The organism is Vibrio sp. Hep-1b-8, assembly GCF_006124995.1.
In the GTDB taxonomy this organism is placed as follows: domain Bacteria; phylum Pseudomonadota; class Gammaproteobacteria; order Enterobacterales; family Vibrionaceae; genus Vibrio.
Genome location: NZ_QEWN01000100.1, coordinates 56,470 through 77,685, shown reverse-complemented (window position 1 = coordinate 77,685; position 21,216 = coordinate 56,470). Strand labels below are relative to the sequence as shown.

Below are 21,216 nucleotides of genomic sequence, written 5' to 3'. Positions count from 1 at the left end.
GCCAAAGCAAGCTTTCTGCTACTCAAACCATGCACCTAATCGAGCATTTGACTGAGAAAACCTATTCTCACACTCATCAAATTGTCGCCTACGTTAAAGAGGCATTTGGACTTGATTATACGGTCTCTGGTATGAACAAATGGCTTCACCACAATGGCTTTAGCTACAAGCAACCGAAAGGCGTTCCACACAAGTTTGATAAAGCAAAACAGCAAGCATTCATAGAGGCTTATGAAGCTCTAAAGGCAAGCTGTGGCAAGGATGAATCGATAGTCTTTATCGATGCAGTTCACCCAACCTTATTAACAAAAATATCTCATGGCTGGATACGTACTGGTCAGGCTAAAGTGATTGAAACAACGGGCTATCGTAGCCGATTGAACATTATTGGCGCACTAAACCTGTCAGATATTGGTGCCACCATCGTTCACGATTACGAGAGTATTAACAGTGAAAATATTGTTCGCTTTTTCTGTAAGTTAAGAGAGAGTTATCCATTAGCCCATAAGCTTCATATCATCTTAGATGGTGCGGGATATCACCGCAGTGACTTAGTCAAAGATGCAGCGCTTGTCCTAAATATCGAACTACATTATCTTCCACCTTACAGTCCAAACCTCAACCCAATTGAGCGGCTTTGGAAGGTAATGAACGAGCAGTCGAGGAATAACGTTTACTTCAAAAATAAACGAGACTTCAAGGAAGCCATCGATCAATTTTTTACTGTGACTCTTCCAGAGATCGCAGGTTCACTGACGTCTCGAATCAATGATAATTTTCAGGTACTCAAGCCTGCATTTTCAAGTTGATTGGGTATAGTAACTTTTTAAGTGGCGATAACGATGATGATTAATAAAGGGAAAGTTTGGAGATATATGAATATCTCCGATGGCATATTTATTTTTTGCGTTATTTTAGGCGTGCTGTTTTTTCGTGAGCATGCATTAAATATTGCGGTTGGTTGGTTGGTGGCTTTTCTTTGTTCTGGATTAGGGCTTCGGCTTTATTGCAAAGGGAAAGGGATGATGAGGTATGGGACAATAAATAATGTAGATTCAGACGATCATGATGCTGTTATGAGTTCATATTATTCTCATCGATGGACCATGGTTATATGCACTATTGGGGTTGTGGTTTTTACAATGTATCAAATATACAAAAATTGGATGTAACTGCTCTATCTCAACAATAAAGACTCCTAAAAGCAGTAAATGAGGTTAGATTCCAAAGTGAGGAAAATTCGACTATTTACCAACTTAGTTTTTGGACGGAACCAATGAAAAAAGAAATTGAGAGATTGATTGATGAAAATTAACCGCTTCAAAGTATTTCTATACCTTGGTTTATTCTTGGCTCCATTTCTATCAATATTTGGTTACTTTTCATTGCAAGTAATCAATACCTTAACTGCTTACGAAAGCATCGTTACAATTTATAGTGCCCTCAACAACGCTTCATTATTCGCATTATTTAGCATCACTTTGATAGTAACAACATTCACGATCGTAGTTCTTCTCACTGGTAAGTCTCTAAGATGGATGCCTAAGATCATTCTGTTCATCTTATCTGGAATGGTTTTGATTAGCTTTATAGCAGGATGGACAATGACAACAATCACAAAGAAAGAACTTGATGAAAAAGGCTACATCGAATGTACATCTGAACGAGAGTTTGCATTGAAATACTCAAGCAAAACGTACGTTCTTCCCCCAGAAACGTGTGATTAAAGCTGTGAACTCGGTTGACTGCATGCTTCACGATGAAAATACACTCGGTGAAGTCGTAGGGCAATTTACTGCGGATATATCTAAGGGGGTTGTAGCTGGCGTACTCGCTCAAGGGTTTACGTTGGTTATTCGTGGGGTAGCTACCTTTGTTTTTGGTGCATCTTTGCCTATAGCTATAGGTTTAAGTATTTTTGCGGTGTCTGCATTTGTCATAGGGAATAAGGTTACAGAGATAGATGACCATCATGAGTACACAAAGCCAATTAAAAAGAAGATAGAGGAGTTAATTGATGAGAGTGAGTAGGTTCAAAGCTCTTCTTTTTATGTTGGCTTGTAGCCCAATGGTTTGGATTTCTTGGGAGCAATCTGTAAAAGTCATAAGTAATTTTAACCACCAAAGCGATCTAATCAAAGTTAGTGGGGCTATTAATGATGCCTCTTCTTTCGCTGGGTTTATGATATCAACCATAGCATTCACATTTTCAACTATCCCGTTAATTACAGGCCGGCAGGCCAAATGGATTCCTAAAATAGTCTTTATTGTTCTAGGGTTCTTAACCATGTTTGCGTTTGTAATAGGGTGGAATATGAATACAACCTTAAAAAAGAACCTCTACGAACAAGGCTACATCGAGTGTACATCTGAACGAGAGCTTACATTGAAATACTCGAGCAGGACGTACGTTCTTCCACCGGAAACATGTGATTAATGCTATTTCGAGGATAATCATAGTCTTCTTAACCACAGAGCAATAGCCGTTGGCTCAAATAGTTAATGATGATGGTGTTATTGAAGTTGGCAAAGATCATGAAAATATCAGAGCGGAAATTTCGGCGGTTTCGGTGTAGAACTCCAAGATGTTGCAACAAAAAAGCCCGGCGATTAAGCCGGGCAAGTGTTCTTCACCTATAGGGTAGGATGGGTCATGAGAGCATTACAATTGCAAAAACTCTTTGACTTGTTGAAGAACACATTCCGCTGTCTGTTTATCTTCCATTTCGGCAAAAATACGAAGTAGAGGCTCAGTTCCCGAGAAACGCGCAATCACCCAACCACCGTTTTTAAAGTAAACTTTTGCCCCATCCTCGTAGCTCACTTTATCAATCTCGAACTCAAATTGAGGCAGTTGTTTTTCTACGTAGATTTTGTCGTACAGAGCTTGTTTCTGCGCTGGTTTAAATGTGCAATCGCCTTCTGCCGTGTAGGCATAGCCGTACTTACCATAAATTTCGTTAAGCAGCTCAGAAAGCTTTTTGCCTGTAACGGAGATCATTTCGACCAGTAAGCTTGAAGCAAAAACGCCATCCTTGCCCTTGATGTGACCACGAATCGTTAAACCACCTGAGCTTTCGCCACCGATAAGAGAGTCATCGGCTTCCATCTGTGAGCTAATGTGTTTGAAACCAACGGGTACCTCAAAGCTCTTCTCTCCATGATCCGCCGCGATCTTATCGAGCAGATGAGTGGTTGCAATATTACGCACGACAGAGCCTTTCCAGCCTTTGTATTCGAGCAAGTAGTAGTAGAGCAGCATCAGTACTTCATTTGGATGAATAAAGTTCCCTTTCTCATCGATAATGCCTAAACGGTCTGCGTCACCATCGGTACCAATGCCGATATCGTATCCTTCAGCCGCGACTAGGTGTTTTAGACGGTACAAGGTTGCGGCACTTGGAGACGGCATTAATCCACCAAAGTCTGGGTTTTTACCGTCGTTGATCACATCAACATCACATCGACCGTTGATCAGCACGGTTTGTAGCGCATTCTTAGCAACGCCAAACATGGGATCGATCAACACTCTTAGATTGGCTTTTTTGATTGCCTCGATGTCGATAAAGTCGATGATCGAGTCAACGAATTCGTTCATCGGATTGATAATTTCGATCAACTTGTCTTCCACGGCTTGCTCAAAGTCGACGGACTGAACTTGTTGTTGAGTCAAGGTGGCGACTTGAGACTCGATCTTTTCAGTAATGATCTCATCCGCATCACGTCCGCCTTCAATAAACACTTTGATGCCGTTGTAATCGGCTGGGTTATGAGATGCGGTAATACATGCAGAGTACGCGCAGCCCATCTCTTTAGCTTTGAACATGACGATTGGCGTCGGAACGAACTTGTCGATAAAGCTAACCTTGATGCGGTTAGCCGCGAGAACTTCCGCGAACCAGCGTCCTGCTTTGTCGGACAGGAAACGTCGATCGTAACCGATCACAAAGCCACGTTGGGCAACGTTCTCATGGTTAATAATATTGGCAACCGCTTGTGCCACTAAACGGACATTATCTTTGGTGAACTCTTCGCCTATGAATGCACGCCAGCCACCAGTACCAAATTTGATCATATGAATAATCCTTTATTGAAAGTAATGAGCCTCTCGAAAGAGGCTCATTGCTGGTGATTAACCAAGCACAACCACCACGTCGTTTACACTGCCTTCAGGCTGAACCGGCACAGATGTTCCTTCCACGGCCTGACCGTTCACTGTGATTGACTTGATGCCTTTGCTTACAGAGCTCGGGTTTTCAACCTTGATGTTGTAGGTTGCGCCAAGCCACTGACGAGTTACTTCGAAGCCTGGCCAGCTAGTTGGAATACAAGGGTCAATCGTTAGACCATCGAAGCCAGTGCGCACACCCAGAATAAAGTTGGTCACGGCAAAGTAAGCCCAACCAGAAGTCCCTGTTAACCAAGGGTGGTTAGCACGACCATGATCTTGGTGGTCTCGACCCATGATGAATTGAACGTACGAGTATGGTTCAGCGATACGTTTTTCGATAATGTCATTCTGGTTATATGGGTTCAGTGCGTCGTAGAACTTCATTGCACGGTCACCGCGACCTAGCTTAGCTTCAGCAACCCATGCCCAAGGGTTTGGATGCGAGAAGATCGCACCATTTTCCTTCACGCCTTGGTAAACGCGAGTAACAAAACCGATATCGTCGTTTGGCGTTGCAAATGATGGTGAGTTTAGGTGTAGACCGTATTCAGAGAACAGGTTCTCATCTACGGCGTCCATTGCTTTTTCACCACGTTCTTGCGATACCGCGCCAGATAGAACCGCGAGTGTGTTTGATTCTAGGTGAACACGGCCTTCTTTCTGTTGTGCCGTACCAATCTTGTCGCCGTTCTTAGTTAGGCCACGGATGTACCAACCACCTTCGTCATCCCACAGGTGAGTTTCACACGCTTCACGTACGTTAGCTGCCATTTCAGTGTACTTAGCAACATCAGCGTCTTTGCCAAGGTATTTAGCAAGGTCGATAAACTCTTGCAGTGCCCAGAAGTGAAGGAAAGAAACCATTGAAGATTCGCCACCACCTAGGTTTAGACAGTCGTTCCAGTCTGCTCGTAGACCTTTACAGATGCCAGTTTGACCTACGTACTCAGCAGAGAAATCTAAAGCGGCTTTCATATGGTCGTAAACACTTGCTTCACCGCCATCTGCGTATGGGATGACTTGATCAAAGAAGCTGTGTTCACCTGTTTCCATTACGTATTTACAGATGGTAGGAACGAGCCATAGATGATCGTCAGAACAAGTATCTTCGATGCCATGGATCTTATCTTCATCTGATGGTGTCGGTACGACTGTTGGTGATTTTGAAGGCTTAACGTCAGCTTTTTCAGGATCAAACCAGTCTGGATCGAATAGGTGCAGACCGTATCCCGCTTTTACCTGACCGCGAAGAAGATCAACAATGCGTTTGCGTGTCATCGCAGGGTTGGCATGTGGGACTGAAATTGCATCCTGAGCGGTATCACGATAGCCAAGACCAGTACGACCACCTACTTCGATGAAGGAAGCAAAACGAGACCAGACAACACATGTTTCAGCTTGGTAAAGAGTCCAAGCATTGATCATGGTATCGAGGCCTTCGTTTGGTGACTTGACTTGGAACTTAGCACAACGTTCGTCCCAGTGAGCTTTGATACCAGCAAATGCTGCATCAACGTTTGCTAGATCCTGATACTTAGCACGTAAGCGCTCGCCGTTGCCTTTACCGATACCCAGAATGTAAGCAAAACGGACTTCTTCACCCGGTTGAATCGTGAATTGTTTATGCAGTGAACCACAGTGGTTGTAACAGGTTTGAGCGCTGTTCGAACATTTACCTGTCTCTACAGCAATCGGGTTTGCTTCGTCGCGGTATAAACCTAGGAAGCTGTCACGCTGACCATCGTAAGAGTCTGGTTCAAATGTAGAAGCTAGGTAGTAGAATCCTTCAAAATCGTTGGTGTTGTAATACAAGTCGTATTCAATCACACCATCTTTGTATGCCGTACCTGCCGAGTATAGAGACATCTGGTGGTTCTGATTGTCCGACTGAATGTGGCTAAATGAGAATTCAACAAACGAGAAGGCGCTGATAGTGCGAGGCTTGTCTGAAGTGTTCTTAATCACAACATCCCAAATTTCTGCATCTTCACCTTTAGGAACAAATAGTGTCTTGGTTGCAGTGATGTCGTTGTACTCACACTTGAACTTCGAGTATGAAAGACCATGGCGAACTTCATAGTTCGCCTCGTCTAGGCTTTTCGCGACTGGTTGCCATGAGATTGACCAGTAATCACCAGTTTCGTCATCACGCAGGTACACATAGTGCCCTGGGCGATCAAATGTCGCGTTCGGGCGGAATTTAGTAACACGGTTATATTCAGGCGAGTTGTAGAAAGAGTATCCCCCCGCGTTATGCGAGATAACCGTACAGAATTTCTCTGTGCCTAAATAGTTCGTCCAGGGTGCAGGGACGTCAGGTCGAGTAATGACGTATTCACGATTGTCGTTATCGAAATAGCCGTATTTCATGTTAATTTCCTTTTTACCAAGCTACCACTTTGGTAGCCAAAACTTTAATGCTAGAGAAAACTGCAAATGCCATGCATTTGCACCTTTGTTAATTCCACGGTTGGCGATATTCGATTTGCTGTTTGTCGAGCAAAGGTAAATGGCCTTTCAACCGTGATAGATAGTCGAGCCAATCTCGGCCTGCTCTGTCAGTCCAGCAGGCTTCAGCCAGCGCAGTGAGTCTTGGGAATATCATGTAATCCAATCGTGACTGGTGAGTGACAATTTCACTCCACAGTGCACACTGAATTCCTAGAATACGTTTGCGAATCGGATCGGTATCTGGCACTTGTGCCAATGGCTCATAGCGGTAGGCGTTTTCCAGTGGGATCACTGCCGCCCAATCAACGCCAGGCTCTTCTGGACGATAATCTTGAGTCATGTCGAGATAAGTAGATTGACCCGGTTGGAGAATGACGTCAAAACCTTGCTTAGCGCAGTTAAGAGCCGCTTCTTCACTCAGCCAAGAGTAGATAACCGTGTCTTTGCTGACTTTATTACCGTGTTGAGCCTCTTCCCATCCGACCATACGTTTACCCAGTGAACGCAGTTTCTGTTCTGCGTAACGGAGTAGGTGTCCTTGCAGCTCTTTAGCGCTTTGGTAGCCCTCTTGAGCCATCAACGCCTGACAGGCAGGGCTTTCTAGCCAGACACCAGCAGGGACTTCATCAGCACCAATGTGTACCCAAGGAGAAGGGAAGAGTTCAGAAACTTCTTCTAGTACCTTGTCTAAAAAATGATAAGTGCCAGGCAAAGCTGGTGATAGGACGTTATCGTCATAATGTTGAATACTGTGATATTGGGATTGTTCAGCAGGATCGCACAACAACTCTGGTAGTGATTTGATTGCCGCACGGCAGTGACCAGGGATATCAATCTCCGGAATGACGTTGATGCCTCGTTCTTGCGCGTAAGCGATGACGTCCTTAATCTGCTCTTGGCTGTAGTAACCGCCGTAACGTTGATTTAAGTGACTGTATTGTGGTTCCAGCACGGTGCCCGGACCGCGGTAGGCTCCCGACTCGGTTAGTTGAGGAAATGCCTTTATTTCAATTCGCCAGCCCTCATCATCAGTGAGATGCCAATGGAAGGTATTAAACTTGTAGTGTGCCAATTGGTTAATCAGCCGTTTGACCATATCCACCGAGTGAAAGTGACGTGCACAGTCAAGCATCATGCCACGGTATTTAAAGCGTGGTTCATCATGAATTTTCACATAAGGTACCGATAACTCTTTGTTTTGCTCACTGAATTGAATGAGTTGAAGCAAGCTGGCACTGGCATGAACAAAACCAGCATGTGACCCTGATTCTAGTCTGATCCCCGTTCCACTGACGGTAAGATGGTATTCACCTTCGTCAAGGGTTGGATTGTTGCGAAACACGATATCGCTTTGCCCGATGGTCTGTACTGTAAACTCAAACAATCGCTCAAGTTCAACTTGCAGCCACGTCGCGGCTTTTTCAGCCAGCGAAGTTTGCAATGTTATTTGGCTGGAGCGAGTCAGTCGAAAACTTCCGTCCAGTTGCTCAATTTTGTGAGGTCTAGGAATCAATGCAATTGACGCACTCTCGACCTCTGGCAATTGGGTGCGCTCTCTATAGGGAGAGGCAAGCGCTATCGGCGTTAAGGTTACTGGGTACTGCGTTGCACCGTCGTTGGCAATGATCAGGGCATCTTTGAACCCATCAGTGTAAAAACGCAAGGGCGCCGTGTTGATGCTGAACTCGCAGTAGTAGTGTTGATTAGCCGTCAGAATGTCACATTCAGGCACTACGGTGCAGAAACTACCGATCTGCTTGATCGTCCCGTTAGTGAAACTGTCTGGCAGAATATAGCGATCAGTAATGAATTGGAGTTGCCACTGAGCAAGATCCTGATCAGAAAGGTTATGGACAGTTAAGCCAAAGCGACAAAACTGTTTTTGTTCAGCTAGAACGGCGAGTTCGACACGAAAGCTCATGACAGATCCTTAATACAAGTTATGTTCGGGTTTAGCCGCGAACATAAGGGCACCTTCAATGGCATCAAACTGAGCGTCAACCACCCAAGCTTGTATCGGAGGTGATAGCCAAGCCTTGATTCGCTCAGCAATGCTACCCATCAAGCAGATACGAGTGGCTCCTTTTTGGTGTAGAGCGACTAGGAACATCTCAATGTCAGCAGCTGTCTGCTTAAGCATTGAGATAGCAAGGCTGTCGCCTAGGGTTGCATAGTGGAAAATCGCAGGGGAAAACTGACCATAGTCGCGTGGTAACGCGCTTTTAGACCATGTGACGATTTGGTCTATATCATGGTTGAAGTGGCCAAGAACATGCTCGGCAAGTGGCGTTTTCTCGACGATACCATCGTCAGCCAGCAATACTTGTTGAATTAGGCGTAGACCCATAACTGCGCCACCACCTTGGTCAGATATCGGAAACTCACGACCACCAACCACATGCTGCTGATTACCGCTAAGATAGATACCGCACGAACCCGTACCTGCAATCATAATGGCGCCTTCGTCACCGTTATGGGCACCGATACAAGCACCGTATGCATCGGTATTGAGTACGACGGAAGCAAAAGGATGAGGTTGTGCCATAAAGTCTTGCCATGCAGACTTTTGCTCAGCCCCTGCTAAAGCTAAACCCACATGCATCTTGCTGAAATCGGCTTCTGTCAGGCCACCAAGCGTGGCTGCCTGAGCAATCGCATCGATAATCGACTCCATGGCGACGTTGACACCCAGTAAGATATTGGCACTGCCGCTTTTGGCTTCACCGACCAACTGACCTGCCGCATCGCGAATGCGTGCTCGACATGAAGTACCGCCACCGTCTATCCCGACATAGTAAAGCGTCATGTTACTGCTCCTCTTGACTGAGAAAAGTGGCTAAATTGAGTAATTACAGCCAATAGGTACCAAGCACCATGTGGGATCCATTGCTCCCCCCAACGCCAGTTCTGCAACATGTCGTCTTTTTGTCCCGGCGGATTAAAAGCGATATCTTGTGCATCTTCAAAGCCAGCGGTGATACCGTTACAGACACCACCTTTTGCGTTAAAAAATCCATACTGAGGAAGGTAGTCAGGATTGTTGTGTCCGTGTCCATCAAGCATGCACATGTGGTATGGGTTGAGACCAAGGATCCAGTTCAAAGCGTTTTGAGAAAAACGCAGCAGTTGTTGTTTGGTTTCTTGGTTTTGGATATGCGGTAGTGCGAAAAATGCCATTGCACATAAGGAACCTAAACGGGCGTTTTCACCTTGCCACCAGTAACCTGTTTCGTTGTTCTGGGCGACAAAGAAAGCATCGCGTTTTTGTTCTCCCACACCTTTTACATATTGGCGTGGGTAACCAAATGGGTTGGCTGTCGCTTGAGTAATCGCCAGTTCAAACTCAACACTTCGCTGCACAACAGATTGGCTGATAGCCGCCTGTTGTGGGTCGTTTTCAATCGATAAATAGTGGCATAGAGCAAGGGTGGGTAAACCTGCTTCTGCGGCATGGTAATAAGGGCGAGAGCCGTCTTGGTTTGCTGACCAGAAATGTTCAAAGCGGTCATCGCTACACTGCCTGTTGTGAAGCTTTGCAGCCCATTGACGACTTTCACTTAAGTACTCTGATTTCTGTGTCGATTTGTACAACTCAACGGCGGCAAGTAGGGCGCAATATTCATCAATGATGTTCTCTTGCTGATCATTGAGATATTGCGTGTTGCATTCGCGTAAATGCCAGTAGCCTTTTTCTGCGGCTTCAAGGTAATCATTCGATGAGTATTCACCGCTTTCATCAAGGCGTGACGCGGCGGCTAAAGCGGCAATTGAAACGCCGCCACCTTGTCTGAAGCCGGCTTGGAAATCGTCTGATTTATGCCCTTGCTGTGTTTCGTATGCACAGATTTCGCGTTGCTTGGTGTCTTTTGACCACTTGTCAAAAATGGTCATATAGAAAAAGCCTTGTTTATTTTGCATTCGAACTAAGAAGTCTGCGCCAAACAGCGCTTCTTCTGTCATGCGTACTTTAGTAAATGCAGCGACTTGCTCATTCTCTTCGAGTTGTTCTAACCCTTGAAGTAGATTCCAGACCACCATAGGGGTTTGCTGAGGGTTGAGATAGTTGGCATAAGAGAGATGACTAAGGTATTTGCTCACATCTCCGGATGCATCATACCAGCCACCGTGTACGTCAATGCGAGTCTCTGAGCCAAGCAGAGGGATCGAATGATCTTGCTTGTCAAAGCGTCCGCCGCAGCGCTGAGACTTAAAGTAGTGCAGGACATCTGAAAGCGTGGTGTTCAACAGTAATCCCTGTGCAATGCTAAAAACTTCAGAGCGTAGGTTATCGACACGCAGGTAGTAACGACCTGAGCGTTCGAATGATGAGAACTCGATGCGGAAAAAATTCCCTTGGTGCCAATTGGCCACTTTTGTGCCTTTTTCGACAGCAAAAGTTGCGACAGTTTGGTGACTATCAGCACAGACTAACAGCGCAGTGGTAGATGAAAGACGTGCTTTACGTGTCATCAAAACAGCCTGCTTTGGCCCAAGGGCTTCATAACCAATATGGTTAGTAAGTAGCAGCATCAAAATCTCCGAAAATAGGGGGTGATTGAGTTGTTGAGCCAAGAGCTTGCGCTCCTGGCTCTTATGGCATTATTTTTCGTATAGGTAACAACGCACAAAGTGATTGTCAGATAATTGAGTGACTTCTGGTAACTTCTCACTGCACTTATCAGTAGCGTGTTGGCAGCGTCCGGCAAATGGACAGCCCATTGAGGCTGGTGTCCACAACGGAATCTCGCCTTTGTTACCTTTGAGTTTTTCGTGAATCGACTTACTTGGGTCTGGTACTGCTGAGACCAAGAGTTGCGTGTATGGGTGTTGAGGATCGTGGATGATCTCGTCAGTATCTCCCCATTCAACCATGTGTCCCACATACATAACTGCCAGATCTTCCGCAATGTAACGAGCGGTTGCGATATCGTGAGTGATGTAAAGCAGAGACATCTGCTTTTCGAATTTCATCTCTTCCATCAGGTTTAGGACACCTGCACGAATCGATACGTCCAGCATTGATGTTGGTTCGTCGGCGAGCACAACTTCTGCACCTACCGCAATGTTACGTGCAAGGTTGACACGTTGACGCTGACCGCCTGATAACTGGTGCGGGAATTTTTGTGATGTCTCTTTTGGCGGGATCAGACCAACTTGTTCAAGCAGGTCATAAACGCGCTCTTCCAGTTCCTTCTTATTGCCAGGTGACACCTTCTTGTGGATAAGCAGTGGTCGTGCAATATGGTGAAAGATATTATGAGTAGGGTTTAGAGAGCCAAATGGGTCTTGCCAAACCATCTGCACGCCTTCACGGTATGCCATCAGATCCGAACGAGAATCGATGGTTTGAATATCACGACCTTTGTACTCAATCACACCTGATGTTGGTGCGTACATTTTTGCGATCATCTTCGCTGTAGTGGATTTACCCGAACCTGATTCACCCACCACGGATAGGCCGCGGCTTTTGTACATTTTGAACGATACGTCGTTGATCGCACGCATCATAGGTTGGTTTAAGGCATTACTGTTGATCGGGAAATCCTTTACCAGGTTTTTTCCTTCAACAAGTAGTTGGCCAAAATCTTTGCTCATATTTGTCTCCAGTAATCTTTTCTTTGTTTCTCAGCGTCTTGCTAGAGTTTTCTCTGTGCAATCGGCTCGCCATAGAGGTGACAGTTAGAGAAACGATTTGGCTCAATTTGTCTTAGTGCAGTTGGGACTTGAGTACATGTTTCATGCACGCGGTCACAACGAGCTTGGAAGCGACAACCTTGTGGTATCTCTAGAAGGTTAAGTGGGTTGCCTGGAATACCAGTAAGCTTCGTCTTTGGGCCAGTTAATGGAGGGAAAGAGCTACCCAGACCTTTGGTGTAAGGGTGGTAAGGACTTTCCAGAATCTGCTTTGATGGTGCGACTTCAATCAACTCACCGGAATACATGATGCCGATGCGATCTGAGAACTCGACCATCAAAGAGAGATCGTGAGTAATGAACAGAATAGAGAAACCAAACTCTTCTTTTAACGCGTAGATCTTTTGCAGTATTTCACGCTGAACCACTACGTCGAGAGCGGTGGTTGGCTCATCCATAATGATCATTTTGGGATTTAGCGCCAGTGCAATCGCGATAACCAGACGTTGACGCATGCCACCAGAGAACTGGTGAGGGTAGTCATTCAAACGGCTAGGGTGAATATCTACGATTTCAAGCAATCCTTCTGCGCGTTTACGAGCCTGCTCACGAGTCATGTTCGTGTGGCGCATGATTACGTCGCAGAACTGATCTTCCATGGTCAATACTGGGTTAAGCGCATTCATCGCACTTTGGAAGACCATGGACATCTCGCTCCAACGGAACGATTGCATGCGTTCATCGCTGTATTTAAGGATGTCCTCACCATTGAAGATAACCTCACCGCCGGTAATAAACGCTGGTGGCTTATGCAGGCGCATCAGAGAGAAGGCTACGGTTGATTTACCACAACCAGATTCACCTGCCAGACCGAATACTTCGCCCGGTGCAATGTCAAAGCTGACGTTGTTACAGGCACGAACGTCACCTGCATCAGTAATGTAGTCAACGCAAAGGTTGCGGATAGAAATGAGTGGTGCTGTCATGATTATTTATCTCCGCTCCAAAGTGCATTTTGTGGTGGTAGTTCTGGCTGACGTTCTTTCTTGTCTTGTGCAGCAAGCTTTTTCCAGCGTTTCATACCTTTATGAGAGCGAAGCTGCGGGTTAGCAATTTCGTCTACCGCGAAGTTCAGTAGCGCAAGGCCAGTGACCAGCAGAGTCAATGCCGCACAAGGAGCGAGTACTTCCCACCAAGCGCCAATCAGCATTGCTGAAGAGGTCTGTACGTTGTATAGCATGATGCCCCAACTGATTGTGCTTGGGTCGCCCAGACCTAAGAATGAGATAATTGATTCCATGCCGATTGCGTACATAACCGAACCAATGAAGCTAGCGCCTACGATTGGGATAAGGTTTGGCAGAATCTCAACAAAGATGATGCGGAAAGATGATTCGCCAAGAACTTCAGCCGCTTTAACAAACTCTTTTTCACGCAGGGCTAAGGTTTGCGAGCGTATTACCCTTGCACCCCACGCCCAGGAGGTACAGCCTATGATAATGGCAATGGTTAGAGGCCCTGCCTCACCGATGAACGCCGCTAGTACGAATAGCAATGGATATTGAGGAATAACCAGCATGATGTTCATTGCGGCAGTAAGCACGTCATCAACTCGACCACCAAAGTAACCAGCAGAGATACCAATCACAGTCGCAAGGAAACACACAGTGATACCGGCGCCGAACCCCACGCCTAGTGAAATACGTGCACCGTAAACAAGTTGAGACCAGATATCGCGCCCCATGCGGCTAGTACCAAGTACATGATCAGCCTTCTTCGACATGATCATAGTACGACGGTCAGTTGCCAGATTCTGAGCCACCCAACCATCTGGGTTAGCTTTTGCTGAGCTCACAACAAAACCAGGGTATTCATGCGGGTTACCAGTACGCTTATCCGGAGCGTGCTTGGTAATCAGTGGTGCGGCGATAGCCATAAAAATAAATAGTGAAACAATCGCTAAGCCAGTACGAGCGTAAGCATTGCCTAGAATGAGTTTAAATAGGTCTTTCATAATTATTTCCCTCCCTTACGAAGGCGAGGATCAAGTACTACGTAAAGCATGTCGGCAATCAGGTTGAATGACAGCATAAACATCGTCATGATGATGAGTTGCCCTTGAAGGACTTGGTAGTCACGGGCGTGAATCGCATTCAGTAGTACCGTACCAAGACCAGGGTAGTTGAAGATGATTTCGACGATTAGCTGACCACCGATCGCCATACCTAATGACATTGAAAGTGCCGTAACGCTTGGTAGAAGTGCGTTACGCGCTGCGTAGTTGAATACCACTCGGTTTTCACTCAGGCCCTTACCTTTAGCCATGGTGATGTAGTCTTCTGCTAGCAGGTTGATCATGTTGTTACGCATGTTAACCAGGAAGCCACCTACCTGAATGATCGATGCACAGAATAGTGGTAGTACTGCGTGGTATGCCGCGTCTTTGTAAAACTCCCAGCTGGTCCAGTCTGGCACCGTACCCGCAGTGTAGGCGTAGCCTGTCGGGAACCATTTAAGACCAATCGCAAAGATGAATAGCGTTAGCATCGCGACAACGACTTGAGGTACCGCCTGAATGATCAGCATGCCCGGAGTGACGAAAGCGTCATATTTGCTGCCGCGTTTCCACGCTGCGAAAATACCAAGCACTGAGCCTAAAGAGAAAGAAAGGATAACTGCGCTACCTGCCAGGAATAGCGACCAACCAAATGCGCCACCCAACAGCTCGTTTACTGATAGTGGATAGAACTGAATCGAAGTGCCAAGCTCCCAGCTCAGGATGTTTTTCATGTAGGCGATGTATTGAGTAAACAATCCACCATCAACAAAACCGAGTAGCTCTTTCATTGCCGCGATACGTTCCGGTGTTACCTGAACCGAAGCGTTAGCGAACATCATGGTCACCGGATCACCCGGCATCGCACGAGGAATAATAAAGTTTAATGTCGCAGCAACTAATAATGCGACCAAATAGAACGACAAACGTCTTAAAAAATAACCCATAACTCACCTTACTTACCCAGATTTTCCCTGTTTCTGGTTTCAGGTCGCTCCTAGCGAAAACAAAATTTAGAGCGAACAATCCCCTGACGACCGGCGCCATATAACGAACACATTAAAAAGTGGGGGGATTTTGCGGCATACAGAGCGTATGCCGCATCGTTAGAACAACTACTTACTTAACTGGTTTTAGGTCCAGTACGTGTAGTAGACGCTCTGGGATACCAGCCCAAATGTTTGGACGGCCTTTTGGATTTTCTTCGTTCCACCAACCAGTGAATCGAGTTGTATTGTATTGGTACATGTAAGCACCAGACATTACAGGAATCGTAACTTGGTCAGAAGCGATGATTTGCTGGATGCCGTGAGCGATTTCTAGCTGCTCGTTCTTATCAGCTGTTTTGTAGAAGCTGTTTAGTAGGCCATCTAGCTTGTCATTTTTGTAGAAGTGCATCGCGAAGCGAGGCATACCTTCACCAGACTGAAGTGCTGAGTTGTACGCACTGTTCCAGTAAGTGTGTGGATCTGCACCGTGGAAGTAGTTCGTGTAAGCAACGTCATAAGTCGCTTCTAGCATCGCTTGGTTGTACACAGAGAAGTCTGGAGTACGTGCTTTCGCTTTGATGCCTACTTCAGCTAGCTGTTCTACAGCAAGTTGAACGGTGTTGTTGAAGTCAGTCCAGCCGTTTGGCGATTGAATCAGAAGTTCAAAAGATTTACCTGATGGAGTGTCTACGAAGCCGTCGTTGTTAACGTCTTTGAAGCCAGCTTTCTTCAGTAGCTCTTTAGCACCTTCTGCATTGTAGGTGTTGTAACCCTTGTACTTGTCGTGAGTCTTTTCATCAGACCAAGTTTCGAATGCGTAACCTAGACCTGAAGCAAAGTCGTTCACTGTACCGCCACCGTAGAACGCGATGTCGATGATAGTTTGACGGTCAAGAGCCATTGAGAACGCACGACGGAAGTCAACGTTAGTAAGTGCTTCGTTCTTCGCTGGATCTGGGTGCTTGAAGTTAACAACAAACGCTTGAGTACCTGCTGGCGGGTACCAGTACTGGTGGTTAGGGCTTGCTGCTGCGTATGTGCGGTCGATGTCAGGAATGAATGATGAAGTCCAGTCCATTTCACCGTTAACAACTTTACCCAGGAACTGGTCGTTGTTAGCGATTTGAGGAACACGTAGACAGTCAACGTCTAGGTTGTCCGCATCCCAGTAGTTCGGGTTAGCACACTGGATGTAAAGTTGTGCAGTGAAAGTATCGATCTCAGTGAAAGGACCAGAACCTACAGGGTTTTCGTTGGTGAATGTTGAAGGATCTTTCACGTCTTTCCAGATGTGCTCAGGTACTACTGGTACTTTAGCAATTTCATAAGGAACGTTAGAGTTCGCTTCTGTCAGACGGAATTTAACTTGGTAGTCATTCAGTTTTTCAACAGAAGTTACCCAAGAGTTGATACCGCTTTGGTCAAGCTCTGGTTTCTCTTTTACAAGATTGAACGAGTATACAACGTCGTTTGCATCGAACGTTTCACCATCAGACCATTTTACGCCTTTACGAATATCGAAAGTAACGCTCATTAGGTCGTCAGACATCTTGTAGTTTTCAGCCAAACGGAATACAGGCGTGTTACCTTGCATTTCGTTAAATACAACTAGAGGCTCGTAAAGGAAGTCCCAAGTAGTATGCAAGTGAGTTGCACCCAGGTATGGGTTAAAGTTACGAACGAAAGTTGTAAATTCTTTCGGGTGGATAGTTAGTTCACTACGTTCAGCAGCTGTCGCTACCGATGCGAATCCGGTAGTTGCTGTAGCAATAATTGCTGTTGCTAGTGCTGTTTTTTTTATGTTGGCAAGCATAGCTGTTCCTTACTATTTGCTTTCATTTCACTTATGGAATGGAATGTCATCAATTGATAAACACTCACTAAGGCCCACCTCTTTAAATGAGTTCCTATCGGAGGAGATAGAGAAATCCAGAGTGGCCTGTAGGCCTTAGGCACACTAAGAAAACACCTTAACGTTAATTTTCGCAATTGCTATTCCCGTTAAAAACGTCAAAACCATCACCATCTCCGTTAATACTGTTAAAAAAACCAAATTTGATTAAATTGTAATCACGAAAAGGCCTTTGAAGTGAGTCGCAATAGTCCATGTGCACCAGTTTGTTTGTGAGTGGTTGCTAACTTCATTTTATTTATTTTATAAGGCTTGCTTTTATAGAAGTAAAATGTGAGATGTGGGTCACTTGGAGGTTTTCTGTTAATTTTTGGGGTTAAATTAAAACTGCCGTCTTGTTGTGATTGGCTTCGCAAACTGAGTTCTTTTTACGCATTGTTGGTGGTTTTGTATCAATTGGGGTACCTGCTAGACAAAAAAAATAGCGGCTAAATGGCGGCAAGCAATAGGTTGTTTTACGAGTCGTAATAACTGTATTTGAGTATTAATCAAGGCAAAATGATGAGAATCAAAAGCCCGCTTACTGCGGGCTTTTTAGTTTGGCATTGAAGGTGTATTAGCTTGTCAGTAAGTGCTGAAGTTTATCTCTTAGCCCTTCAATATGCGTTCTCTCTGGGCCTTGTTCATTGCAGTGCTCTAGGATGTAATCCAGTGAGCTTAGAACCGTTCTCCAGCGTGGTGTTTTCGGTAGCGTCTCGGTACGTAGATATTTGTCGAGTGTGCGTGTTTGCAAAGTACTGCGGTCGAGATAGACGCGCCATAAACCACTTTGTTCTGCGAACGAGAACTTGGTTTGTCCTGTGACGGACTCCCAGTAGTTGAGTGCGCTTGTCATCGCATCAACTAACACTTCACGCATAATATCTTGTTTGGATTTACTGTCTTCGGCAACTCGATCAGCCAATCGCGTAAACTCTCCTCCCAGCTCTTTGAGTTCTTGCAGTTTGGCTTTATCACCTTCAAAGGCAAAACTGGACAACGCTTCAATTGCGGTTTCCAAGTTATTAATGCGGCTTGCATTGATGCTGCCGCCAACGTTAAAGATGTAAATCGAACGCAGGCCTGAACCTTGTGGAAGTTTCAAAATATCCGCAGAAAGGTGTTGTCGGACATCTTCGACGTAAACATCAATCGTACCGCAGTAATGCTCTTGTTCAACATGAAGGAATTTGGGTGCGATAAGTTCGTCAGCGCTTGAGCGTTTTAGCTGTTCGGTAGAACGTTTAAATAGCTTTGAAGCCGCCTCATTGGCAAAGCGAATCTTGTTATCTTCACGAATACAGATGATGGCTTCTGGCGCCGTTTCTAGTTGCTCTAGTAGGCGTCCTTGTGTTTCTAACAGGCTGGCTTCAACCATTGCTCGGTGCTTGAGTTCAAGCTGGAGTTGCTGGTTCTCAAGTCGGCGTAGTTCAGCTTTGCTGGCCGTTAGATGGGCAATGATACGGGCAGCAAGCTCTTGCTTGTTAAATGGTTTCGACAGGTAATCGTTAGCCCCTGCGTTAAACCCGCGAATTCGGTCATCCGTTTGATTAAGAGCAGTCAGCATGATGACAGGCAGGGCGGCATGATCGTACTTTTTACGAACCGTTTCACACACCTGATATCCGCTCATACCTGGCATCATAATATCCAGTAACAGTAGCTCTGGTTTCTCTTTCTCAATCGATTCCAGTGCTTCGTGACCATCTTTAGCCGTGCGTACGCGATAGCCTTCCAGTCTTAGGAAACTATCCAAGACTCTAAGGTTCACGGGCTCGTCATCAACGACGAGTAGCAGAGGACCTTCAGGGTTTTCTGGTAGGCTAACAGGTTCGGCTAACTCTATCTCTCCGCTATCCGGCGCGATAAAGTGGGGCGCTTCATAGTGGTTTGCTTGCTGAATTTGCTCTTCACTCGCGATAGGTAATGTAAAGCTGAACGTGGTGCCAACCATAGGCTGACTACTCACATACAAAGAACCTTGCATCAGTTCGATCAACTGACGACTGATAGATAAACCTAATCCTGCGCCTTGACGGTATCGGCTTGAGTCGCTGCCTGCTTGAATCAAAGGCTCAAAAATATGTTCGATCTGGTCAGCTGGAATACCTTGGCCAGTATCAACGACCTGAACACGAATATGATCGTCGATAACGTTCGCGGAAATGACAATTTTGCCTTCGCTGGTGTATTTGATTGCATTGCCAACCAAGTTATATAGTACCTGTTCAAGTCTTTGCGGGTCGGCACTGACCCACACGGGTTCACTAGGTACTTGGTTGATAATTCTGATGGGTTTGTTGCCTAGCAGATGGGAAGAAAGCTCAAGTACTAAGCGCGTTGAACCGGATAAATCTACGGCACTGGTGTCGATATCCAAGTTTCCATAACGCATCTTATGGTAATCAAGTAAGTCATCAACCAAGGTAGCAAGACGCTGACCACTGCTGATAATGATATCTAGCTGGTATTTGTGTTCTGCTGTGATTGGGCCGTTAGCTCCTGAAGTGAGTGCTTCGGCTATCCCCACCATGCCGTGTAAAGGCGTTCGTAACTCATGAGAGGTTGTCGCTAAGAATTCATCTTTGAGTTTATTGGCGAGCTGTAACTCATCATTTTGTTTTTGAATGAGTTTGAGGTTGCTTTCTAGCTCTGCATTTTGCTCTTTGATTAAGAGGATCTTTTCGCGAATTGAGCGTTGCATCCGCTCAAAACTGACCGCAAGGCACCCGATTTCATCTTTACGCTGCGTGTTAATCATAGTGGCATCAAGATCGCCAGCAGATACCTTCTCGGCAGCCCAAGTCAATTTAAGAAGTGGGGATGTGATGAAATTGGACAGGTAGTGGGAGGCCATAACAACCAGTAAGATTGCCGTTAACATTGCGAAAATAAACACAGTTTCAAGTTGATGAATGCGAGCAAAGGCAACACTTTCTGGTACTTCAACGACCAGTGCCCAGTCGATACCTTTAACCGAAATCGGGGCGTAGGCGGCAATGATGGCCTCTTTCTCTGAGTTAGAGTAGGTTCCAAAGCTGGTTAATCCAGACAAGGCGAGCTCCACCACTTGTCGACTTTTATCAATATCTTCCTGCTCGTATGCGAGAGTACGGGATTTATGATCGGCACCAACCAAAAGGGTCTTCATCGAAGGGATGTTTTTGGTATCAGCTATCAGCTTGGTTATGCCGTTATTCGGCAGACGAAACATGGCATAGCTGTGCAGATAACCTTGCTGCACAATGGGTGCGCCTAGCCATGCAACTGACTTGCCTTGCTCTTGGGCAAAATCTGAAATAATAACCGGCGTAAAGTCTTCGTTCGTTTTACGTTTTTCAATGACCAGATTTCTTAGTTTGGTAAAAGTGTGTCCTAAGTTGGCATCTTTATATTTGCCAGTTAGCAAGTTAGTGCCGAAATTGTCATATTTAAACGTCGAGTAAGTGACGTTTCCTTCTCGATCGACCAATAAGATATCATCGAAATCAGAGCGTTTGAGAAGTTCCAGATAAGCCCAGTGATAGCGTTTATGAAGCAAGCGGTAGCGTTCTGTACCATTAAAGAGGCTAGACTGAGGCAAAATAGAGGTTTTGATTTGATCGCCCGAACCTTGGATATAACGCTTTTGTGCGTACTCGCGTGCCTGCTCAATATCAAGGCCTAAGCTGCCAAATGCGTTGACCAAGCCGTAGAATCGACCACCACTCGCATACGCTAACTCTGAGCGTACAAACCCCATGACTTCCGACTCTTTCGCGTATAGGTAGTCAACGACTTGCTGCTGCTTGCTATCGCGAACAGAAACCAAATGCAATGTGCTCTGCTCTTGTAAGTCAGTGGTGTGTGACTGCAAAAAGAAGATAGCGATAACGGTAAGAGGTGTGATACTTAAGACCAGAAATGCCAGCATCAGAGTGCTTTGAAGACGCTTAAATTTCTGTTTCCGATACAACTTAAACATGATCTAACTAGAGTTTCCAAGAGTTCGGCTTAAAGATTGGGGCCTAAAAACCTGTAAGCG

At 45.6% G+C, this 21,216-nt stretch carries 15 protein-coding genes; 4 read left to right on the top strand and 11 right to left on the bottom strand.

Going from position 1 to position 21,216, the window contains the following annotated elements:
- The 4 genes from DA100_RS10940 to DA100_RS10930 all read left to right on the top strand — a co-directional run.
- Nucleotides 1–809, top strand: an 809-nt coding sequence (locus tag DA100_RS10940; protein WP_138972161.1) for an IS630 family transposase, incomplete at its 5' end; no start/stop codon positions are given.
- Nucleotides 810–842: 33 nt separating this feature from the next.
- Nucleotides 843–1,172 carry a hypothetical protein gene (locus DA100_RS10935; protein ID WP_138972160.1) on the top strand — a complete coding sequence of 110 codons (330 nt, stop codon included), beginning with the start codon at nucleotides 843–845 and terminating at the stop codon, nucleotides 1,170–1,172.
- A gap of 432 nt (nucleotides 1,173–1,604) precedes the next feature.
- The gene (locus tag DA100_RS21510; protein ID WP_267967714.1) at nucleotides 1,605–1,727 is read left to right on the top strand and encodes a hypothetical protein; all 123 of its coding nucleotides are present in this window, start codon (nucleotides 1,605–1,607) and stop codon (nucleotides 1,725–1,727) included.
- A gap of 22 nt (nucleotides 1,728–1,749) precedes the next feature.
- Nucleotides 1,750–2,031, top strand: a complete 282-nt coding sequence (locus DA100_RS10930; RefSeq protein WP_206208568.1) for a hypothetical protein — start codon at nucleotides 1,750–1,752, stop codon at nucleotides 2,029–2,031.
- A gap of 631 nt (nucleotides 2,032–2,662) precedes the next feature.
- Here the strand turns inward: DA100_RS10930 and DA100_RS10925 are convergent.
- The 11 genes from DA100_RS10925 to DA100_RS10875 form a co-directional block, all read right to left on the bottom strand.
- On the bottom strand, nucleotides 2,663–4,075 hold the full coding sequence (locus DA100_RS10925; RefSeq protein WP_138972159.1) for a phosphoglucomutase/phosphomannomutase family protein: 1,413 nt from the start codon (nucleotides 4,073–4,075) through the stop codon (nucleotides 2,663–2,665).
- Nucleotides 4,076–4,132: 57 nt separating this feature from the next.
- Nucleotides 4,133–6,541: a N,N'-diacetylchitobiose phosphorylase gene (locus DA100_RS10920; protein WP_138972158.1), complete on the bottom strand. Its 2,409-nt coding sequence runs from the start codon at nucleotides 6,539–6,541 to the stop codon at nucleotides 4,133–4,135.
- An 88-nt stretch (nucleotides 6,542–6,629) separates the two neighbouring features.
- Entirely contained in the window at nucleotides 6,630–8,543 is a 1,914-nt protein-coding gene (locus tag DA100_RS10915; RefSeq protein WP_138972157.1) for a family 20 glycosylhydrolase, read from the bottom strand.
- Between the two features lie 9 nt (nucleotides 8,544–8,552).
- On the bottom strand, nucleotides 8,553–9,428 hold the full coding sequence (locus DA100_RS10910) for an N-acetylglucosamine kinase (RefSeq protein WP_138972156.1): 876 nt from the start codon (nucleotides 9,426–9,428) through the stop codon (nucleotides 8,553–8,555).
- Nucleotides 9,425–11,152, bottom strand: a complete 1,728-nt coding sequence (locus DA100_RS10905; protein ID WP_138972155.1) for a glycoside hydrolase family 9 protein — start codon at nucleotides 11,150–11,152, stop codon at nucleotides 9,425–9,427. Before DA100_RS10905 ends, DA100_RS10910 begins: the two co-directional genes overlap by 4 nt.
- 69 nt (nucleotides 11,153–11,221) lie before the next feature.
- On the bottom strand, nucleotides 11,222–12,217 hold the full coding sequence (locus DA100_RS10900) for an ABC transporter ATP-binding protein (protein WP_138972154.1): 996 nt from the start codon (nucleotides 12,215–12,217) through the stop codon (nucleotides 11,222–11,224).
- Between the two features lie 41 nt (nucleotides 12,218–12,258).
- Nucleotides 12,259–13,242: an ABC transporter ATP-binding protein gene (locus DA100_RS10895; RefSeq protein ID WP_138972153.1), complete on the bottom strand. Its 984-nt coding sequence runs from the start codon at nucleotides 13,240–13,242 to the stop codon at nucleotides 12,259–12,261.
- A 2-nt stretch (nucleotides 13,243–13,244) separates the two neighbouring features.
- Complete coding sequence (locus DA100_RS10890) at nucleotides 13,245–14,270, bottom strand: ABC transporter permease (RefSeq protein ID WP_006878291.1); 1,026 nt, start codon at nucleotides 14,268–14,270, stop codon at nucleotides 13,245–13,247.
- A 2-nt stretch (nucleotides 14,271–14,272) separates the two neighbouring features.
- Nucleotides 14,273–15,259 (bottom strand): ABC transporter permease, encoded by a 987-nt coding sequence (locus DA100_RS10885; RefSeq protein WP_006878292.1) that lies wholly within the window; start codon nucleotides 15,257–15,259, stop codon nucleotides 14,273–14,275.
- Between the two features lie 172 nt (nucleotides 15,260–15,431).
- Nucleotides 15,432–17,114, bottom strand: a complete 1,683-nt coding sequence (locus DA100_RS10880) for an ABC transporter substrate-binding protein (RefSeq protein ID WP_138972152.1) — start codon at nucleotides 17,112–17,114, stop codon at nucleotides 15,432–15,434.
- Nucleotides 17,115–17,769: 655 nt separating this feature from the next.
- Nucleotides 17,770–21,156, bottom strand: coding sequence for a response regulator (locus DA100_RS10875; protein WP_138972151.1), 3,387 nt, complete (start codon nucleotides 21,154–21,156; stop codon nucleotides 17,770–17,772).
- Nucleotides 21,157–21,216: the final 60 nt, after the last annotated feature.